General features: G+C 60.8%; 19 protein-coding genes and 1 pseudogene. 10 read left to right on the top strand and 10 right to left on the bottom strand.

Features of this window, described 5'->3' with window-relative positions:
• Nucleotides 1-389 precede the first annotated feature (389 nt).
• From J2Y48_RS19430 to J2Y48_RS19405, 6 genes are all read right to left on the bottom strand, one after another.
• On the bottom strand, nucleotides 390-611 hold the full coding sequence (locus J2Y48_RS19430) for a DUF2933 domain-containing protein (RefSeq protein WP_310421252.1): 222 nt from the start codon (nucleotides 609-611) through the stop codon (nucleotides 390-392).
• Between the two features lie 22 nt (nucleotides 612-633).
• Nucleotides 634-2,856 (bottom strand): copper-translocating P-type ATPase, encoded by a 2,223-nt coding sequence (locus J2Y48_RS19425; protein ID WP_310421250.1) that lies wholly within the window; start codon nucleotides 2,854-2,856, stop codon nucleotides 634-636.
• Nucleotides 2,857-2,869: 13 nt separating this feature from the next.
• Entirely contained in the window at nucleotides 2,870-4,345 is a 1,476-nt protein-coding gene (locus J2Y48_RS19420; protein WP_310421248.1) for a multicopper oxidase domain-containing protein, read from the bottom strand.
• Between the two features lie 559 nt (nucleotides 4,346-4,904).
• A complete protein-coding gene (locus J2Y48_RS19415; RefSeq protein ID WP_310421246.1) occupies nucleotides 4,905-5,126 on the bottom strand; it encodes a heavy-metal-associated domain-containing protein in 222 nt (73 codons plus the stop codon).
• A gap of 145 nt (nucleotides 5,127-5,271) precedes the next feature.
• Complete coding sequence (locus J2Y48_RS19410; RefSeq protein WP_310421244.1) at nucleotides 5,272-6,348, bottom strand: murein L,D-transpeptidase family protein; 1,077 nt, start codon at nucleotides 6,346-6,348, stop codon at nucleotides 5,272-5,274.
• A gap of 154 nt (nucleotides 6,349-6,502) precedes the next feature.
• On the bottom strand, nucleotides 6,503-7,228 hold the full coding sequence (locus J2Y48_RS19405) for a glutathione S-transferase (RefSeq protein ID WP_310421242.1): 726 nt from the start codon (nucleotides 7,226-7,228) through the stop codon (nucleotides 6,503-6,505).
• A 125-nt stretch (nucleotides 7,229-7,353) separates the two neighbouring features.
• Between J2Y48_RS19405 and J2Y48_RS19400 the strand changes: the two genes are divergently transcribed.
• The 6 genes from J2Y48_RS19400 to arsH are packed head-to-tail and all read left to right on the top strand — an operon-like array spanning nucleotide 7,354 to nucleotide 10,876.
• On the top strand, nucleotides 7,354-7,707 hold the full coding sequence (locus tag J2Y48_RS19400; RefSeq protein ID WP_310421240.1) for a metalloregulator ArsR/SmtB family transcription factor: 354 nt from the start codon (nucleotides 7,354-7,356) through the stop codon (nucleotides 7,705-7,707).
• Nucleotides 7,704-8,144: an arsenic resistance N-acetyltransferase ArsN2 gene (gene arsN2 / locus J2Y48_RS19395; protein ID WP_310421238.1), complete on the top strand. Its 441-nt coding sequence runs from the start codon at nucleotides 7,704-7,706 to the stop codon at nucleotides 8,142-8,144. Before J2Y48_RS19400 ends, arsN2 begins: the two co-directional genes overlap by 4 nt.
• 15 nt (nucleotides 8,145-8,159) lie before the next feature.
• Nucleotides 8,160-8,687 (top strand): arsenate reductase ArsC, encoded by a 528-nt coding sequence (locus J2Y48_RS19390; protein ID WP_310421236.1) that lies wholly within the window; start codon nucleotides 8,160-8,162, stop codon nucleotides 8,685-8,687.
• A complete protein-coding gene (arsB, locus tag J2Y48_RS19385) occupies nucleotides 8,687-9,745 on the top strand; it encodes an ACR3 family arsenite efflux transporter (protein ID WP_310421234.1) in 1,059 nt (352 codons plus the stop codon). Before J2Y48_RS19390 ends, arsB begins: the two co-directional genes overlap by 1 nt.
• Before the next feature lie 2 nt (nucleotides 9,746-9,747).
• Nucleotides 9,748-10,170: an arsenate reductase (glutaredoxin) gene (arsC, locus tag J2Y48_RS19380; RefSeq protein WP_310421283.1), complete on the top strand. Its 423-nt coding sequence runs from the start codon at nucleotides 9,748-9,750 to the stop codon at nucleotides 10,168-10,170.
• Nucleotides 10,163-10,876, top strand: coding sequence for an arsenical resistance protein ArsH (gene arsH / locus J2Y48_RS19375; protein WP_310421232.1), 714 nt, complete (start codon nucleotides 10,163-10,165; stop codon nucleotides 10,874-10,876). The genes arsC and arsH overlap by 8 nt, the downstream gene beginning before the upstream one ends.
• Here the strand turns inward: arsH and arsK are convergent.
• Nucleotides 10,873-12,078, bottom strand: coding sequence for an arsenite efflux MFS transporter ArsK (gene arsK, locus J2Y48_RS19370; RefSeq protein WP_405030261.1), 1,206 nt, complete (start codon nucleotides 12,076-12,078; stop codon nucleotides 10,873-10,875). The genes arsH and arsK overlap by 4 nt on opposite strands.
• A 19-nt stretch (nucleotides 12,079-12,097) precedes the next feature.
• Nucleotides 12,098-12,439 (bottom strand): metalloregulator ArsR/SmtB family transcription factor, encoded by a 342-nt coding sequence (locus J2Y48_RS19365; protein WP_310421230.1) that lies wholly within the window; start codon nucleotides 12,437-12,439, stop codon nucleotides 12,098-12,100.
• 43 nt (nucleotides 12,440-12,482) lie between these two features.
• Here J2Y48_RS19365 and J2Y48_RS19360 point away from each other — a divergent pair.
• Nucleotides 12,483-12,677 (top strand): annotated as a pseudogene (locus J2Y48_RS19360) (hypothetical protein); the annotation flags it as partial.
• Between the two features lie 531 nt (nucleotides 12,678-13,208).
• Here the strand turns inward: J2Y48_RS19360 and J2Y48_RS19355 are convergent.
• Nucleotides 13,209-13,463, bottom strand: coding sequence for a hypothetical protein (locus J2Y48_RS19355; protein WP_310421228.1), 255 nt, complete (start codon nucleotides 13,461-13,463; stop codon nucleotides 13,209-13,211).
• A gap of 578 nt (nucleotides 13,464-14,041) precedes the next feature.
• Nucleotides 14,042-14,209, bottom strand: a complete 168-nt coding sequence (locus J2Y48_RS19350; RefSeq protein WP_310421226.1) for a hypothetical protein — start codon at nucleotides 14,207-14,209, stop codon at nucleotides 14,042-14,044.
• 324 nt (nucleotides 14,210-14,533) lie between these two features.
• Here J2Y48_RS19350 and J2Y48_RS19345 point away from each other — a divergent pair, with 324 nt between their 5' ends.
• The 3 genes from J2Y48_RS19345 (at nucleotide 14,534) to J2Y48_RS19335 (ending at nucleotide 17,883) form a co-directional block, all read left to right on the top strand.
• Entirely contained in the window at nucleotides 14,534-15,184 is a 651-nt protein-coding gene (locus J2Y48_RS19345) for a protein-L-isoaspartate O-methyltransferase (RefSeq protein WP_310421224.1), read from the top strand.
• 342 nt (nucleotides 15,185-15,526) lie between these two features.
• Nucleotides 15,527-16,930, top strand: a complete 1,404-nt coding sequence (locus J2Y48_RS19340; protein ID WP_310421279.1) for a TolC family outer membrane protein — start codon at nucleotides 15,527-15,529, stop codon at nucleotides 16,928-16,930.
• Nucleotides 16,931-17,097: 167 nt separating this feature from the next.
• Entirely contained in the window at nucleotides 17,098-17,883 is a 786-nt protein-coding gene (locus J2Y48_RS19335; protein ID WP_310421222.1) for a DUF2497 domain-containing protein, read from the top strand.
• The last annotated feature ends 224 nt before the right edge of the window (nucleotides 17,884-18,107 follow it).

Here is an 18,107-nt window from a genome sequence, read left to right as displayed (position 1 = left end):
GTCGGCTGGGTGCATGAACTTACCCATGTCCGGCAGTATCAAGACTGGGGAGTGCAGGGCTTCGCCGTCAGATACATTCGCAGCCATAGCTCGGTTGAACGGGAAGCCCACGACGAAGAAGCGCGCTATCTGGCGTGGGTCGACCGGGAATAATCAACCATCATCTTGTTTGGCGACGCTCTTCCTGGCCACACGCATCAACGACTTGGCTGCCAAAAACCGGTCGGCACGCCCCAAACAACATCAATGACTTGCGCGAAGTCTTAGAGCGGCAGTGCGTGATTGTCGGCCACCCCGGCACACCCTCACTTGGTGGCACAACAACTTATGCGGACGTGCCTCATCTTATTGAGGGCTTGTGGCGCGTCGGTTCTGGGGGAGGGGGGCTCTCAACCGCATGATTTCCTTGCTTCCCCTCCATTTTCAATGCTGGTCGCACCCCGCGTTTCCCTATTACGAGCCGCTTTCCAAGCGGTGTGAAGCCGTTGCCTGTGGAATAGGTGCATGATGGGGCACGCCAGCAGCATCAGGTAGGGCAGGGACCCAAGCGCGTATTCCCAATGCTGCCGGAGGACGAAGAACAGGACGATGACGGCCAAGGATGCGGTCATCAGCTCCGGGTCCGGGACGAAGTCATAGTTTGACGCTCCTCAGTTTCAGCGAGTTGCCGATGACGCTCACCGACGACAGCGCCATCGCGGCCGCAGCGATGATGGGGGACAGGAGGAGGCCGAAGGCGGGATAGAGAACCCCGGCGGCAACTGGAACCCCCAAGGCATTGTAGATGAAGGCAAAAAACAGGTTCTGGCGAATGTTCGACATTGTCGCGTGACTGAGTTGCCGTGCACGCACGATGCCTTGGAGATCGCCTTTGAGGAGCGTCACCCCGGCGCTTTCGATCGCCACGTCCGTCCCGGTGCCCATCGCGATGCCGACATCGGCAGCCGCAAGCGCGGGTGCGTCGTTGACCCCATCCCCGGCCATGCCGACGATCCGCCCCTCGCTTCGCAACCGCGTGACGATCTTGCTCTTGTCCTCCGGAAGCACCTCCGCCTCGACTTCGGTGATGCCGAGCCGACGGGCAACTGCGTGCGCCGTTGTCTTGTTGTCGCCGGTGAGCATGACGACGCGAATTCCAGCCTCGACCAGCGCCTTGACGGCATCCGGCGTCGTGGCCTTGATCGGGTCGGCGATGGCGAAGAGACCCGCCACCCGGCCGTCCATGGCCATGAAGATGACGGTGGCCCCTTCGTCGCGCAACTCCTCGGCCTTGCGCGTCATGGACGATACGTCGATTCGCTCCTCTTCCATTATCCGGTGACTTCCAAGGATGATGTCGTGGCCGTCGACCTTGCCGGTGACGCCTTTGCCGACAGGGCTATCGAAATCCTGTGCGCTACCGATCGGGATGTCGCGCTCCCTGGCGGCGTTGACGATCGCAAGGGCAAGCGGGTGCTCGCTGGAGTTCTCCAGTGTCGCGGCAAGGCGGAGCAGTTCGATCTCGGACAATGGGGCGTTGGGGATGATGGCCGTGACCTTAGGCCGCCCCTCGGTGAGCGTTCCGGTCTTGTCGACGACAACGGTATCGACCTTCTCGAACCGCTCGAGGGCTTCAGCATTCTTGATCAGCACGCCAAGTCGCGCACCACGCCCCACTCCGACCATGATCGACATCGGTGTCGCCAGTCCCAATGCGCAAGGGCATGCAATGATAAGCACAGCGACGGCGGCCACCAGCCCATGGGCAAACCTTGGTTCGGGCCCGAACACCATCCAGGCGGCAAACGAGATGATCGCAATGACGATCACCAGCGGAACGAACCATCCGGACACTTCATCCGCCAGGCGCTGGATCGGCGCGCGGGACCGTTGGGCATCGGCGACCATTTGTATGATCTGAGAGAGCATCGTGTCCCGGCCGACCTTCCCGGCTTCCATGAGGAAAGCTCCGGTCTGGTTCATCGTGCCGCCGATCAGTTTGGAGCCGGCGTCCTTGGTCACCGGCATGGATTCGCCGGTAATCATCGACTCGTCGACCGAGCTGCGGCCTTCGAGAAGGGTACCGTCCACCGGCACTTTCTCTCCTGGGCGAACCCGCAGCCGGTCTCCAACCGTCACGACATCGAGACCGACGTCTTCCTCCGAGCCGTCCGCATTTACCCTGCGGGCGGTCTTGGGCGCCAGGTCGAGCAGGGCGCGGATTGCCCCGCCCGTCTGTTCGCGTGCCCGCAGTTCCAGCACCTGTCCAAGCAGGACGAGAACCGTGATGACGGCCGCGGCCTCGAAGTAGACTGCGACGGAGCCTTCGGCGAAGCGGAAGGTGGCGGGAAATATGCCGGGCGAGATAGTGGCGACCACGCTGTAAAGCCAGGCGACTCCAGTGCCCATCGCAATCAGCGTGAACATGTTGAGGTGGCGCGTCACCAGAGACTGCCAGCCCCTCTGGAAGAAGGGCCAGCCCGCCCAGAGGACGACGGGCGTCGCCAATACCATTTGCAGCCAGTTCGACATCTGCGGACCCAGCAGCATGTGCAGGTTTGTCAGATGGGCTCCCATTTCCAGAACAAAAACTGGCAGGGAGAGCACAAGACCAACCCAGAAGCGGCGACGCATGTCCAGGTACTCTTCGCTGGGCCCCGACTCGGCCGTGGCGATCACCGGCTCGAGCGCCATTCCGCAGATCGGGCAGTTTCCCGGGCCAATTTGCCTGATCTGCGTATGCATGGGGCAGGTGTAGACCGTGCCCTCCGGCACGGTCTGCGTTGACGTCGCGCTGGGCTGGTATGATCCAGGACGATGGCCGTGGTGATCGTGTCCGGAGTGTTCGTGCCCCTCTTTTTGGTGCTCATGTGCCATGGCAAGTCTCCGGCTAGATCGCGTTTTCATAGGCAACGAACGACATCATGCCCGTCGCCATGTGGTAGAGATGGTGGCAGTGGAACGGCCAGTGTCCAGGGTTTGCCGCATCGAACCGAACGGCAACAGTTGCCATGGGCGGCACGAGCACCGTATCGCGGACCGCTCCGTTGATGCGCTTGCCGTTGATGCCCACCACCTGGAAATGATGGCCGTGCAGGTGCATCGGATGCGCCATCATCGACATGTTTCGCATCACCAATTCGACGCGGTTCCCGGTGGCCACCTCCATCGGGCCATCTGCGGCCCCGATTTCCCAGACGTAGGAGGCCATGTCTCCGGTCAGTGTCAGGGCATATGTCCTATCTACGGCCCGCTCGGCTAGCGGGTTCGCCGCCTGCAGCGCTTCTTCCACCGCCAGATCGAGTACCGGGCCGCTGTCTGCAGCCATCGTAGCGACCTTGGAGATGCTGGCGTCCGCGGTCGCGAGGATGATGCCCGTCCGCTCCTTTGCCCCCTCTCGCAGAGCCAGAATAGCGAATGCCCCAGAACCTGACGGAAGCCGTAGGCGGATGTCGAGCCGCTGCCCCATTGAAACGGGAAAGCGGCTGCCTTGTCGCGGGACGATATCCATCCCATCGACAGCGATCAGTTCGCCCGGAAGGGTGCCGATGTCGATGGTGAAGGCGGTCGCTGTCGCGCCGTTGATGATCCGCAGGCGAACGCGCCCTCCCTTTTCGACGGCGACGACTTCCGGATCGTCCAGCGTGCGGTCGTTGGCAAGATAGGCGTCATACTCGATGTCGTTCAGGTCCATGGCTGCCATGCCCGGCATTGTCACGCCCGGCATGTGCTGCTGGTGCATTCCCTCCATGCCTTGCATCATGGACCCCATATCGGCGGCGGCTCCATCATGCCCGGCCATGGCTCCGCTTGAGCCAGGGGCCTTCAGCCCGGCCAACAACTCCTCCGGGGATTTGAAGGAGAAGTCATGCAGCAGGATGACGACTTCTTGTTCGTCACGCGCCAGGTCGGCCGCGGTTCGCACGATCAGCGGGGCCGCGAGCAGCGCTTGCTCCTGAAGCGTATGCGCATGCATCCAGTGCGTGCCGCCCTGGCCAACGGGAAAGAGGTAGTGGCGGTTTTCGCCCGCGGCCAGCAGTTTGGCTGGATTGTCAGGCACCCCGTCCATACCCCATGGGGGCGTCAGTCCATGCCAATGGATCAGCGTGTCTGCGCCCGACTGGTTCAACAGGTTGACGTTGAAGTCGCCTCCGGCGTTGAGGACCAATCCGGGCTTTCCGTCGGCCGTGCCAAGTTGAAATACGGTCGCGGCTTTCCCGTTCACCTCAACGACGCGCTTGGAGATGGACAGATCGGTTGTTCTGTTGGTCGCCGCCCGGGCGGCGTTGGACCAGGGATAGTTTGCGATTGGTGCGATGGTGGCTGCGCCAATGGCCAGCGTCTTCAGGAATTGTCGGCGGTGCATTTTGATATCTCTCGATCCTGGTCGGAAACCCGACCTGCTAAAATGGCGGCCCGAGACGGCTCGAGCCGGGTTCATCAAAGCGGGATGGATCGAGGTGGCTCGAATACGTCAGGCGCGGCCTGGCCTGACAGACCGACCATCACGTCGGGAAAGTATGATGAGCTGACGATGTTACTCCACGCCACTGAAGCGGGAGAAGGGATGGCGGCAACACAGGCGGTGCATGCCTTCGCGCAGCAAAGCGTATCCTTGAACGCCTTGCTGTGCTGATGGTCTCCGTCGACGGACCCTTGTTGCGGCGATGCGAGGGCGTGAACGGCCACGCCCTCGGTATGGCAATCAGCCGACATGGCCTGCGCAGGCGTGTTGAGGAGGAGGCCTGCAACGACTGCGGCCAAAACCAACCTCAACAATGTCGCAAACCATTTTTGGCTTACCATCAATTTGGCTCAAACCTCGACGTGGACCGCAAAGTAAGGTGCTTCTCCTGCGCGCGCCCTGACCTTCATCAATATGGACCATGCCTCCCAGGCGCGGGAACATGGGATTGGATGGCGGGTTACGCCCCGTGGCAGCAGCACGAATTCTTGGCGGTGGCCCCATAACCAGCTTCAGTGATCGCGGCGATGAACCTGTCGGCCCCGACCTGGGACTCGATGGACGCCGTTTTTGACTCGAGATCGATTGCGACCTTTGCCCCTGGATCGACCGATTTGACGGCCTTCGTTACCGCGCCGACGCAGTGGCCGCAGGTCATGTCGGGAACATTGAGACGGAACATTAGGATGTCTCCTGATGGATTTTGCTAGAACCAAAATGGGGCTTCCCACGGTGGGAAGGTCAAGAGCCCTCAGGAAATTATTTGGAAGTGGCGTTTCGGAAGGCGCGTGCATCCGTCCGGCGCGCGTCGCAACGCTTTGGTCATGTCAATCTGCGGCGGAAGCCCCTGCGTTCCATTTCGCGGTGAACGGATCAGCTAGCGCTGCCTCGGGGCGGCTGATTGGATAATTTGTTCCGGAGATGCTTTCCGCCATCTTCTTTGCCCCGTCGCGCTTCAGAAGCTCTCTGAAACTCGGATGCATGCCTCCATCGACATAGGCGGACACCGGGAGAGAAGCCTCGTCAGCAAGCGCAGAGTCGACCCGCTTCCGTTCGGCTTCCATTTTTGCCACCACCTCGGCATCGGGCGACGTCACCGTGGCTGGACACACTCCGAGGGGATCGCTGGGTTCGCCACCCTCGAACTCGGAGTTGAACACATAGCGCCCGCCGCAGACCGACACTTTCGGCTGCTGCCGCGTGATCTCGAACGAATCGTACCCCTCCTTCAGGGTCCGCCAGAACGCCATGTTTTCGTCGCCTCGATGGAGGGCCATGTTCTTGGGCGTCATGCGAAACGGGTATGCCTGGACCTGAAACCGTTCCTGCCCCGCGGACAAGGCCTTCTGGACAATTGCGTAAATCTCACCCACCGCTTGATCGGTCATTGCGTAGCAACCGGACGAGGAACACGCTCCGTGTACCATTAGCGCTTCGCCCGTATAACCCAGCGCCGACTCCAAGCGGTTGGGATAGCCCAGATTGAACGAAACATAGTACTGCGATTTCGGGTTAAGCATACCGGCCGGCACATGGTAGAAGCCCTCGGGAGCCTGCCGGTCACCATCCCGTTTCTTGGGGCCGAGTTTCCCTGACCAGCGACACATTGGGTAGGTCTTGAACAAGGCGTAGCGTCCGGACCTGTCGACTTTCCAGACCTCAAGCTCGCTCTCTTGCTTGAAGATGCGCACGAGCACCGGGCTTTCGGGTTTCATCTTCCTTTTCGACATCTCCGCCACGGTCTTGCGCGAGAGCTCAGGCGGCGCTCTCGACAGATCATCCAACTCCATGCCGATGCAACCCGAAAGAGTACCACCGTTCGCCGTGACCGCCAGCGCATGGCGGATCAGGTTGACCGTCGTGTTCAGCAAAGTTGAGGTATATATTTTGGCCGATGCGTTCATGTCGAAAGTTCTGGTGCGCTAAAAATGAGGAGGGCAATCGACGTTCGTGCAACTTCGTTAAGCATTGGTTAAACATGGAGGGCGCGCGAGAGTGCATAGGATCATCAAAGCGAACACGCGATGAGACGCCGGTTCGGCCAATGTGCAACTGGAGCTAGGCAGCCATGTCAAGTTCTGGATAATGGCGGAATATGCCTTCCTGGTTGAAGGCTAGTCGTCGTGGCGAAGCAAGATACGCTGCGAGTTTCGGCCTACCTTTTATTGCGTTTTGAAGCCGCGCGAGAAGCGGATAGCGCCGTTCATAATCATTCATGGCTTTCGGAAAAGCATACTTCAACCCTTCGATTATCTGGAACATTGAAAGATCAACGTACGTCGATTTACTGCCGACGAGATAGCCACTATCGGCCGGATTTTGCTGCACCACACGCTCAAAGTAGGCAAGAAATTTCGGCATGCGGTTATTCCAGAATTCAAACGAACGTGCCTTCGCCTCCGTCTTCTGCTCCTCGTAGTATTTTGAGACCGCGATCGGATGGTGAGTGTCATGTACCTCTGCCACCAAGTCCGTGATCGTCAGTTGAAGTCCATTTGCATACCAACGCAACGCTTCTTCTTTTGGAGCAAGGCCCAGTTTGGGGCCAAGGTACAGGAGAATGTTTGCCACGTGAGAAACGATGACGGTTTCATCCTTGAGAAAGGGTGGGGCGAAAGTGAGTTGTCCCTCACTCGGATCACTCAAGAGGCCTAGCATCTCGTTGAGACCGCGGGACGGCTCACGGGTAACGTCGATGTAAGCTGCGTCAGCGTCTTCGAGCGCCAGTCGCACAAACTCGCCGCGGCCCTGAATCCCGTCCCAGTAATACAGTTCGTACGACATCCGACCCGCGGCTCCGTTACTGACTGCGAAGGGGAGAGAGTGCCAGGGATTTGTGGCGTCAGCAGGTCTTGTGCGCAACTGTTCGCGTGTTGACATCCTCAATGTATATCCGATATTCTGGATATATGGATAATGACAAAGCAATCTCCGCGCTTGCCGCACTGGCTCAGACCACCAGACTTGAGACATTCCGGCTTCTCGTCCGGCGCGAGCCTGATGGCGTGCCTGCCGGCGAACTCGCCCGCCTTCTCGATGTCCCGCAAAACACCATGTCGGCACATCTCGCCACGCTGTCCCGGGCGGGCCTCGTGACAGGCGAGCGGCAGAGCCGTTCAATCATCTTTCGGGCGGATCTTCATCGGCTGCGCGACCTGACCCTCTTCCTATTGAAAGACTGCTGCGGCGGATCGGCCGAACTCTGTGCGCCGCTCATCGCCGAACTTACGCCCTGCTGTGCTCCCGAGGTGACGCAGTCATGAGCGACATCAGGCTGGAGCCAGTCCCGGGAGGCGATCCGGAACTGAAACTGGCGCTGTCGGCTTCCGGTCTTCCAACTGAAGACCTCGAATCCCCGGGGCGTTCGTTCTTCAGGGCGGTTTCCTCTGATGGCGGCACGATTGGCTACGCTGGCATCGAGGCGTGCGGCGACGCGGTCCTCCTCAGGTCGATGGTCATCTTGCCCGAGCATCGCGGAAGGTCATTAGGGAGATCGCTGGTCCAAGCAACTCTGAAAGCCATCGACGGCAGCACGCCGGTCTTTCTGGCAACGACGACCGCCGCGCCGTTCTTCGAAGGCTGCGGCTTCATCGTGGTCGAGCGAGGCGATGTTCCGCCAGCCGTTCTCGCAACCCGCCAGCTTTCGGGCATCTGCCCGGCATCGGCCACGATCATGAAACTCAGCAGACCTCCGACCTAACCACGGAACACAACCATGACCGACAAGACATACAACGTGCTCTTCCTGTGCACGGGCAATTCTGCACGTTCTATTCTCGCCGAATCCATCCGCAACAAGGAAGGCGGCGGACGCTTCCGGGCCTTCTCCGCGGGCAGCCAGCCAAAGGGCGAGGTCAATCCACATGCCCTGAAGGAACTTGAAGCGCTCGGCTATCCAGTGACCGGCTTTTCGTCGAAGAGCTGGGATGAATTTGCCGAACCGGGCGCGCCCGAGATGGATTTCATCTTCACCGTCTGTGATAGCGTGTACGGCGAAGCCTGCCCGGTATGGATCGGTCATCCGATGACGGCGCATTGGGGTGTCGCAGACCCGGCTGCGGTTGTCGGTTCCGAAACCGAAATTCAGCGCGCCTTCGCGACGGCTGCCCGTTTCCTGAAAAACCGCATCACGGCTTTCGTCAGTCTTCCGCTGGCATCGATCGACCGCCTGGCGCTCGAAACGAAACTTAGCCGGATCGGTGCGATGGAAGGCTCGACGGGAACCCAGGGAAAGACGGCCTGATGTCTACGTTCGAACGCTACCTCACCATCTGGGTGTTCCTCTGCATCGTCGTCGGCGTCGCCCTCGGCCATCTGATGGCCGGTGTATTCCAGGTCATCGGCGCGGCGGAGATCGCGAAGGTGAACCTGCCAGTCGCCATCCTGATCTGGCTGATGATCATCCCGATGCTCATCAAGATCGACTTCCGCTCGCTGGCGCAGGTAAGCAGGTTTTGGCGTGGCATCGGCGTGACCCTGTTCATCAACTGGGCCATCAAACCGTTCTCCATGGCGCTGCTCGGATGGCTATTCGTGGGCTGGCTGTTCCGTCCTTATCTGCCGGCCGACCAGATCGACTCCTACATCGCAGGCCTGATCATCCTCGCGGCTGCGCCCTGTACCGCGATGGTGTTCGTCTGGAGCAACCTGACCCGCGGCGAGCCGTTGTTCACGCTGTCCCAGGTCGCCCTGAACGATGCCATCATGATCGTTGCCTTCGCACCGATCGTCGGCCTACTGCTCGGTCTGTCGGCCATTACCGTACCCTGGGACACGCTCGTTCTGTCGGTCGTCCTCTATATCGTCGTCCCGGTCATCTTCGCGCAGGTCCTGAGAGCGCGTCTGACCGCCGACGGCTCGACGAAGGCGTTGGACGCAATGCTGGCGAAGCTCCAGCCGCTTTCACTTGTCGCCTTGCTGGCAACACTCGTTCTCCTCTTCGGGTTCCAGGGCGAGCAGATCATCGCCCAGCCGACGATCATCGCCCTGCTGGCCGTCCCCATCCTGATCCAGGTCTACTTCAACTCGGGGCTGGCCTATCTCCTGAACCGGCTGTCGGGGGAGCGTCATTGCGTTGCCGGGCCTTCGGCACTGATCGGGGCCAGCAACTTCTTCGAACTGGCGGTCGCGGCTGCCATCAGCCTGTTCGGCATCCAATCCGGTGCGGCACTGGCGACTGTCGTCGGCGTGCTCATCGAGGTCCCCGTGATGCTCACGGTCGTCTGGTCTGTGAACCGCACCAAGGGTTGGTACGAGGCAGCTCCCGCCGTCTCCCGGAACACCATTACTGAAAGGGCATGACAATGGACGTCACCATCTATCACAACTCGGCCTGCGGCACGTCCCGCAACACGCTGGAGATGATCCGCGCGGCCGGGGTCGAGCCGACCGTGATTGAATATCTCAAGACGCCGCCGTCGCGTGACGAGTTGGCAAGGATGATCTCTGACGCCGGATTGACCGTCCGTCAGGCGATCCGCGAGAAGGGCACTCCTTACGCGGAGCTGGGTCTCGACGACCCTAACCTGACGGATGACCAGTTGCTCGAGGCAATGCTCAAGGACCCGATCCTCATCAACCGCCCGTTCGTCGTCACGCCACTCGGCACCAGGCTCGCGCGCCCATCCGAGGTCGTGCTCGACATCCTGCCGGACGCCTTCAAGGGAGCCTTCTTCAAGGAAGACGGCGAGCAGGTTCTCGACCGGGAGGGCAAGCGCATTGTCTGAGACCTTTCCAGCCTTGCAGGAGCAGCATCTTCGTCAGACGACTGACTTCGATGCGTTGCGTCCAGCCTTTTCGACGCACAAGCCGCGCATCCTGATCCTCTACGGCTCGCTCCGGGAGGTGTCCTACAGTCGGCTCCTCGCGCACGAAGCCAGACGTCTTCTCGAACGTCTGGGGTGTGAGGTACGCATGTTCGATCCGAGGGGATTGCCGCTTCCCGACGAGGCCCCGGCCAGCCATCCGAAAGTGCAGGAGCTGCGTGATCTGTCGCAATGGTCGGAAGGCCAGGTGTGGGTCAGCCCCGAGCGCCACGGTGCGATGACGGGCATCATGAAGGCACAGATCGACTGGATTCCGCTGTCGCTCGGATCGATCCGGCCGACGCAAGGCAAGACGCTGGCGATCATGGAAGTCTCCGGTGGCAGCCAGTCCTTCAACGCTCTGAACCAGATGCGCGTCCTCGGACGCTGGATGCGGATGATCACAATCCCGAACCAGTCGTCGGTTGCCAAGGCCTACCAGGAGTTCGACGCCGACGGCAGGATGAAGCCGTCTTCCTACTACGACCGCGTTGTGGACGTCTGCGAGGAGCTGGTGAAGTTCACGCTGCTGACGAGGGATTCTTCGGCCTACCTGACCGATCGCTACAGCGAGCGGAAGGAGCGTGCGGCCGAACTCGAAAGGCGGGTGTCGTTGAGGTCGATTTAGTCACCCGCTTTTGTGGAGCTCCGCGTAGACGCAGCCACCGCCATGAAGGCAGCGATGCCGAGCGCGCCAAGCGACGCATTGACGAGCAGGGCCATGGCGATGCCGAGATTTTCCATCGCCGTGGCGAACACAAACGGGGCGGCCGCACCGACTGCCAGCCTCGCCGCTGCCATCTTCCCCGTGATCGCCCCGTAGCCAGCGGACCCGAAGAGATAGAGCGGCAAGCTACCCTGGGCGATGCTGTTGATACCGGACCCGAGGCCAACGAAGACGGCGAACGCCACCGCGCCCGGCAGCCAGTTGCCGGAAACCCCGAGTATGATGACACCGAGGACCATGAGGGTCGCGGAAACGATAGCAAGCGCGGGCGGCGATAGGCTCTTGCCGAAGACCATGTTGATCAGGCGGCTCATGACCTGTGCCGGACCGAACAGCGAACCGATCACCACTGCTGCGCTGCCAAGCCCGATCGCGCCGAGCATCGGCACCATATGCGCGAGGATCGCGGCAAGTGTGAAACCCGAAAGCGAGAAGGCGCATGAGACCAGGACCATACCGCGGCGACGCGCCTCCGGCTCGAGCGCGCCGATGACGACATCGCGGGTTCTCGCGCCCTCCAGCTTGGAACTCGCTCTTCTGGACCGCATGATCCAGTAGTGCAGCGGCATGCAGACGAGAAGGTTCAGCGCTGCAAACGCCAGGTAGATTTCCCGCCACGACAGGTATCCGGTCAGCACCGCGGCGATCGGCCAGAAGATCGTGGATGCAAACCCGCCGATCAGCGTCAGATACGTTATGCTGCGAGAGGCAGTGCGGGGTTCGCGCTCGACCAACGTCGCGAAGGCGGCCTGATACTGCACCATGCCCGAGGAGACTTCGAGCAGGACAATCGCAAAAGCGAAGATTGCCACGGATGGTGACCAGGCACACAACGCCAACGTGATGGAGGAGAGTGCGGAGCCGATCGTCATGACGGCCGCCGCGCCAACCCTGTCCATGTGTCTGCCTATGAAGGGGGCCGTCAGGCCGCCGATGAACAGGGAGACCGAAAAGACAGCGAAGACCTGTTCCAGGCTGATGCTCAGGTCCTTGGCCATCCCTGGCGCGAGGATGCTGAAGGAGTAATAGAGAGTGCCGTAGCCAATGATCTGCGTGACACCGAGAGCGGAGACGATACCCGCCGGAACCTTGATGGTGTGCAATGCCGGTTTCCTCGGTGGCCTACGTTTCGCTCGGGCAGCATCCCATCGATCGTTCTACCGATCCACGGATGCCCGAATGTCCTGCGCAGCAATCTTCCATCAGGAAAGTCACCAAGTCGGCAAGTGTGTCGTAATTTGCGCTGTAAACGATCGAACGCGATTCCCGACGCTGGGAGATCAAACCCGCGCGGTCCAACTCCTTGAGGTGGAACGAGACGTTCGATGGGGAGACGCTCATGCGCTCCGCAATCGCGCCGGCCGCCAGACCTTCTGGGCCGGCGACCACCAGTGTCCTGACGGTGGCGAGTCTGGTCTCCTGGGAAAGTGCGGCGAAGGAGGCGAGGGCTTCACGCTCGTCCATATTTCAATAATCCTTTAATAATTGGATCGGACGATATATGCAACTGAGCGCGATCGGCAATGACCATTCTGACAGAACCGACATCTCGCTTGGGGAATTGCTCGGCAACGCCGCGGAAACACCGGACCTGGCGTTGGTGTTCCTGTACGACGGAAAGCCCGTGAAGCCCGGCTATCACGTGACCGAGGTCAAGATTGGCCAGTTCTCCGCGCTCGACTGCGGAGCGAACCCGGAGGCCTTGGCTATTCGCGGCGGCGTTGAACAGCGTGAAAAACTCCGGTTTGATCGGCATCAAAATCCGCGAGAAACTCGGAATAAAGGTCGCAGTCTGCAAGGTCTAGCAGCGTGTACGTCCGAGTGCATCGCAGGCGGATGGATGGGCATTCAAGAATGACGAGTCGACCAGCGTCGATTTCGTGCCGGCCGGCTTCTATGAAGGTCCCAGAGACAAAGGAGGTCTTCCCGACTTCTATTGTTCAGCGGACAACGCCAAAGCCGGGTAGTTCTCCCCCGCTTGACTCCCGCGTGCAGCCTGTCACGGTGACCTACGCTTGGAGGGCTTGATATGGATCGACCGGAAAGTGAAAGCACGCTCATCCCAATGCTCATTGCAGGGCTCTTCCTGATTAGCGTGGGTGGAGCCGTCGTGATGTTGTTTGTCTGAGGTGCGAAAGCCGCCCCTTTAACCGACAATCGAAGATGTTGCCCGTCAATTCGTCCCAAGGCTCGTACGCGAACGCTGATCGCGTTGCTGCGCCCGTTCCCGCGGCTAATGCAGGTGATTGGAAGGTTGGGTCCGGCCTATGGACTGGAGGTATGCCACAATCTGAAGTCGAAGATGGTCACGCCGCCCGTACTTCTCAGAGATCCGCTCCAGTTCCGGCTCGATCGCCTCGTAAACCTCGTCCGGGAGATGGGCGTCTGCGATGGAATACGCGTCATCGCCGACGGCGCGAATGTCGCAGCCGGTTGCCAGCACCTCTTGGACGAACTCCGGGATCTGGTCCCCAATCATTTTCCTCATGGCTTGCCCTCTGATCGCGGCAACCGCTCGCACACGGACGAGTGCCCGGAAAAGCCGTTATGGATGAATTGTATAGCGTCTCGGTTTGTCATCGTGTGGCAAGATGTGGCGGCTGTTGTTTGGATTTCAAAAGAAATTTCTTCAAATCGTTTGCGAGCACAGGGAACCTTCTGCCTCGATCGTGGTTAGCAGCGCTCAAGCTCGCATCATGATGTTTGCTTGGGCAGGTTCAGGTACACTTGGCACCTGGACACGGTATTGTGTATGAGGCAATCCGGTAGGTCGGCGGCTTCCAGACACCGTCGACCTGTTGCCGATTTGCCTGGCTTCGAAGGACTGAACGCTCGGGTGCGCCGATGGACGTTCCGCCTCGTCTTTGCCGGAGGCGAAGCATGCCCGTGACGTTCGGGGCATTTGCGTAAGCCGGTTCTTTGATCAAGGCGGCGACAGCGTGAACGTCGCGGGGGCATCTGATTTCCGGCTCATCTATAAAGGGAAAAACTGTTGCGCGACGCGCCCTCGGCGGCGCGTCGCCTCGTCGGTGCCCGCCTTGCAGCACCCATCCTTCTTGCTGGTCTCTAGTATTGGGCGTTTATCGTCCCGCTGCGCATCCCGGTGATTTCCGCGTCGGGTGAGGGTCCTTGATACTGGGCGTAAGACGTATTGTAGGCGCCGGATTGCGTGGCGCACCCGGACAGTGCGAGAAGCGCCAACACAAGCATGGTGATGGTAGCAGGGTAGGTCATGGGCGTCCTCCGTTGCCGGGCATGTGGCATGCAGCAATCTACCTCTCGTTGCCGATCAGTGGCAAGTGCATCCCAACGGCCGATAAATCTGCCACATGACAGATATGCCATGGCAACCGCCGGCGGGCAGAATTAGCCTGCCCGGTCAATATAGCACGACGACGCGATGATATTTATCGGCTGCCGCTTTGGTCCTGCGTCATTTTTTTGCCCACAGGTGGCAGCAATGGATATGGACACCCAACGGGAAAGGGCATTAAGACAGGCCGAATATATATCCGCCGACCGGCCAAACGGTCGCGAGCTTCTGACAGGGCAGCAATGATGGACTATACCGCAGCGCGCATCAAAATGGTCGACAACCAGATCCGGACGACGGACGTCACGTCGCATTCCGTCCTCGAGGCGTTCCTGACGGTGCCGCGTGAAGCGTTCGTGCCGACCGCCGTGAAGCCACTCGCTTACATCGACAACGACATCGAACTTGCACCGGGTCGTTATCTGATGTCTCCGTCGCCGCTGGCAAAGCTCATCCAGCTGGCCACGATCAACAAGGAGGACCTGGTGCTCGAGGTCGGCTGCGGGACTGGCTATGCCTCGGCAATTCTGTCGACGCTTGCCGGATCGGTGGTTGCGCTTGAGGGCGACGAGGCGCTTGCAACGAAAGCCAGCGAGACCCTGGCGGAGCATGGCTATGACAATGTCGCTGTCGTCACCGGCGAATTGGAAAAGGGCTACGGCGCGGAATCGCCCTATGACGTGATTGTCGTTGACGGCGCAGTCGAAACGATTCCGGAGGCGCTGTTTGCTCAGTTGCGCGATGGCGGCCGGCTGGTGGTCGTGCAGGGCTATGGCAACGCCTCGCAGGCTCGGCTGTTCGTCAAGGAGCGCGGTCTCGTCTCCGAGCGCGCCGCCTTCAACACCGCCGTCAAGCCGCTGCCGGGCTTCCGCAAGACTGCCGAGTTCGTGTTCTGAAAAATCGCCGAAAATTCGAGTCGGATTTCAGAAAGGATTTTGTTGTAATTTAGCATGTCATCACGTGCATCGCGTGCCGACTGGCCGTCGCATAAGGGGATTGGGGTTGCGACAGCCCTGTGGAATGTTACTCTGACGCAGGTCGGAATGAAGTGCAATGGTCCCTCAGTACTTGTGCTGAGAGTGGGGAAAAGATACAGGTGACGGCTTGAAGCTTGAGTGCGGCGACCAGTTCGATCGCTGCACTCGCGAGGAAATCATGCGTGTTGCGACACCAGTCGGTGTCGTTGTTACGTAAAGCGGGACCGGTACGCCGGTCCAGTCTGGAGTTTGTACGTGTCCATGATTCGCAAGACCGCCCTGGCAGCGGCACTCGTTCCCTTCCTGCTGGCGACGACGCATTCGGTGTCGGCCGAAACGATCGCCGGCGCCATGGCGAAGACCTACGCGAATAACCCGGATCTGAACGCTGCGCGGGCCGCGTTGCGCGCCATCGACGAGAACGTGACCATCGCCAAGGCCGCCATGCGCCCGCAGGTCAGCGGTGTAGCCGAAGCGACCGCGGCACGCAGGACTTTCGACAAAGACCAATGCGTGGAAAGCAGTGCGTTCGGCTGTATTAGGTTTGGAAACAGGACCGACACCTTCAACTCCTCCTACGGCATCTCCATCACGCAGCAGATCTTTGACGGCTTCCAGACGCTAAATCGGGTCCGTTCGGCCGAGGCGAACGTGCTGGCCAACCAGGAGGCGTTGCGCGCGCAGGAAATCTCGATTCTTCTTGCCGCCGTCGAAGCCTACACCAACATCGCCCGCGACCAGGCGATCGTCGTCATCCGCCAGAAGAACCTGGAGTTCCTGCGCGAGCAGCTCAATGCTTCCAAGGCACGCCTCAATGTCGGCGAGGGCACCCAGACAGACGTGAGCCTGGCCGAGGCCCAGCTCGCCGAGGCCGAGGCCCTGCTCGTTTCCGCGCAGGCCGCGCTGAAGTCGAGCGAGGCGGTCTATTTCCAGATCGTCGGGGACCAGCCGAAGAACATCAAGCAGCCACCGACGGCCAAGCGCGGGGTTCCGAGGAACCTCGATCAGGCGGTCGCGGCCGGATTGCGCGACAATCCGCAGATTCTCTCGGCGGAACGCAGCGTCGATGCGGCCGGCTACAACGTCAAGGCGGCTGAGGGCACGATGCTGCCGGGCGTTTCCCTCCAGGGCGATGTCTTCAAGTCGGTGAACGATAGCGGCAGCACCAATGACAACGTCGCCGGCAGCATCTCCGCCCGCGTGACCATCCCGCTCTACCAGGGCGGCGCCGAGTATGGTCAGATCCGCCAGGCGAAAGAGCGGCTCGGCCAGCAGCGCATTCTCGTCGATTCGGCGCGTCTTGAGGTGCAGCAGACGATCATTTCGGTCTATACGCAGCTTGAGGCCGCACTTGCGTCGATCAAGGCGAACGAGGCGGAAATCGAAGCCGCGAACCTCGCGCTGAAGGGCGTGATCGAGGAGCGCAACGTCGGCCAGCGGACCACACTCGACGTGCTGATCGCCCAGCAGACCGTGCTGGATGCGCAGGAGCGGCTTGTGATTTCGCAGCGGATCGCAGTCGTCGCCAGCTATTCGCTCCTTGCGTCGATGGGACGTCTGACAGTCCGCGACCAGGGGCTGCAGGTTGCCGAATATCGCGCCGGCGATCACTATCAAGCCGTCAAGGACAAGTGGTTCGGCCTGCGCACCGTCGACGGCCGCTGATACCCCGCGCATTGGCAGGGCCCACAATTCTGTGCATCACTGTTAAGAGTTGATTCGCGACGATTTTTTTGCCCTCGCGAGTGGCCTATGCTCTTGCTTATTCGCACCGCATCGAACCTCGAATCGTGTTCGGCATCGGCTGCGAATTGCAGTGAACGGGGATGAAAATGGCTCAGCCGAATGTAGCGCGTGAACCCTCGATGGAAGAGATCCTGGCGTCGATCCGCCGGATCATCGAGAGCAACGAGCCCCCCCTTGGCCCCCCACCGGTGCTGGTTTCGACGGCCGACGCAGAAGATGCGTCCAACGAAGACCGCTTCGATGACGAGACGATCGTCGCCGACTTTCACGCGGAGGAGGCCCGCCGCGCCGCTGCAACGAGTGAGATCGAGGTTGTCGACGCGCCCCCGGTTCAGCCAGAACCGCGTGCGGCTCAGCCCGCAATGTCGCTGGCCGACGTCGCAGCGCGGGTGCGTGCGGCCTCCGAGCGCAACGGGATGCTGCCGCGTGACGAACATGTCGGCAGGTTCGACCTGGACGTCGACACGCCGGCGCCCCAACACAACACCAGTCCGCTGACGACGGCGCGCATGATGCCATCGGGTGCCGCGGGTGTCCGGGCGCAAGGCGTCATGCCCGACGAGAACCTTCGGCCATCCGGCTCGAACGAAGCCGACGACGCCTACGTTGCGACCGCTGCGCCGGTGTCCGAGGCGGTGTTGCCGGCTGCACCCGTATCCCTCGTGTCGCCGTCAGTGGGTGCGCAGGTCGCCAGTTCTTTCGGCGCGCTGGTGGAGGCCGTGGAGGCCGGTCCACGACGGTCCTTCGACGAGATCGCCGAGGAAATGCTTCGGCCGATGCTGCAGGAGTGGCTCGACGACAATCTGCCGACGTTGGTGGAGCGGTTGGTGCGGGAAGAAATCGCGCGCGTGGCGCGTGGGCCGCGCCGGTAACCGTCCACGCAACCATCCCCAGCATTCCTGCAGAAAGCGATATTGGTTCAGGATCGCATTTTGCGCGAATTCTGATGCTAACGCATCCATGGCGGATCCGATGGGGATGCGCCACGAGCAATATAAGCCTGCGCTAGTGTCGACCGATTGCTCGGGCCGGAGCGCGATCGAAATCGTTCCGGCGCAAGAGGACAATATCGGCGCAGGCCGGTACTAGGCCGCGC

This window comes from Mycoplana sp. BE70 (assembly GCF_031455855.1).
Lineage (GTDB): Bacteria > Pseudomonadota > Alphaproteobacteria > Rhizobiales > Rhizobiaceae > Mycoplana.
This window is presented reverse-complemented; position numbering and strand designations above follow the sequence as displayed.

What these genes read in the sequence shown, in the direction of transcription:
- J2Y48_RS19430 (WP_310421252.1), bottom strand. Translation starts at nt 611, where the DNA reads ATGACCGCATCCTTGGCCGTCATCGTCCTGTTCTTCGTCCTCCGGCAG.
- J2Y48_RS19425 (WP_310421250.1), bottom strand. Translation starts at nt 2,856, where the DNA reads ATGGCACATGAGCACCAAAAAGAGGGGCACGAACACTCCGGACACGAT.
- J2Y48_RS19420 (WP_310421248.1), bottom strand. Translation starts at nt 4,345, where the DNA reads ATGCACCGCCGACAATTCCTGAAGACGCTGGCCATTGGCGCAGCCACC.
- J2Y48_RS19415 (WP_310421246.1), bottom strand. Translation starts at nt 5,126, where the DNA reads ATGTTCCGTCTCAATGTTCCCGACATGACCTGCGGCCACTGCGTCGGC.
- J2Y48_RS19410 (WP_310421244.1), bottom strand. Translation starts at nt 6,348, where the DNA reads ATGAACGCATCGGCCAAAATATATACCTCAACTTTGCTGAACACGACG.
- J2Y48_RS19405 (WP_310421242.1), bottom strand. Translation starts at nt 7,228, where the DNA reads ATGTCGTACGAACTGTATTACTGGGACGGGATTCAGGGCCGCGGCGAG.
- J2Y48_RS19400 (WP_310421240.1), top strand. Translation starts at nt 7,354, where the DNA reads ATGGATAATGACAAAGCAATCTCCGCGCTTGCCGCACTGGCTCAGACC.
- arsN2 (WP_310421238.1), top strand. Translation starts at nt 7,704, where the DNA reads ATGAGCGACATCAGGCTGGAGCCAGTCCCGGGAGGCGATCCGGAACTG.
- J2Y48_RS19390 (WP_310421236.1), top strand. Translation starts at nt 8,160, where the DNA reads ATGACCGACAAGACATACAACGTGCTCTTCCTGTGCACGGGCAATTCT.
- arsB (WP_310421234.1), top strand. Translation starts at nt 8,687, where the DNA reads ATGTCTACGTTCGAACGCTACCTCACCATCTGGGTGTTCCTCTGCATC.
- arsC (WP_310421283.1), top strand. Translation starts at nt 9,748, where the DNA reads ATGGACGTCACCATCTATCACAACTCGGCCTGCGGCACGTCCCGCAAC.
- J2Y48_RS19365 (WP_310421230.1), bottom strand. Translation starts at nt 12,439, where the DNA reads ATGGACGAGCGTGAAGCCCTCGCCTCCTTCGCCGCACTTTCCCAGGAG.
- J2Y48_RS19355 (WP_310421228.1), bottom strand. Translation starts at nt 13,463, where the DNA reads ATGAGGAAAATGATTGGGGACCAGATCCCGGAGTTCGTCCAAGAGGTG.
- J2Y48_RS19350 (WP_310421226.1), bottom strand. Translation starts at nt 14,209, where the DNA reads ATGACCTACCCTGCTACCATCACCATGCTTGTGTTGGCGCTTCTCGCA.
- J2Y48_RS19345 (WP_310421224.1), top strand. Translation starts at nt 14,534, where the DNA reads ATGGACTATACCGCAGCGCGCATCAAAATGGTCGACAACCAGATCCGG.
- J2Y48_RS19340 (WP_310421279.1), top strand. Translation starts at nt 15,527, where the DNA reads ATGATTCGCAAGACCGCCCTGGCAGCGGCACTCGTTCCCTTCCTGCTG.
- J2Y48_RS19335 (WP_310421222.1), top strand. Translation starts at nt 17,098, where the DNA reads ATGGCTCAGCCGAATGTAGCGCGTGAACCCTCGATGGAAGAGATCCTG.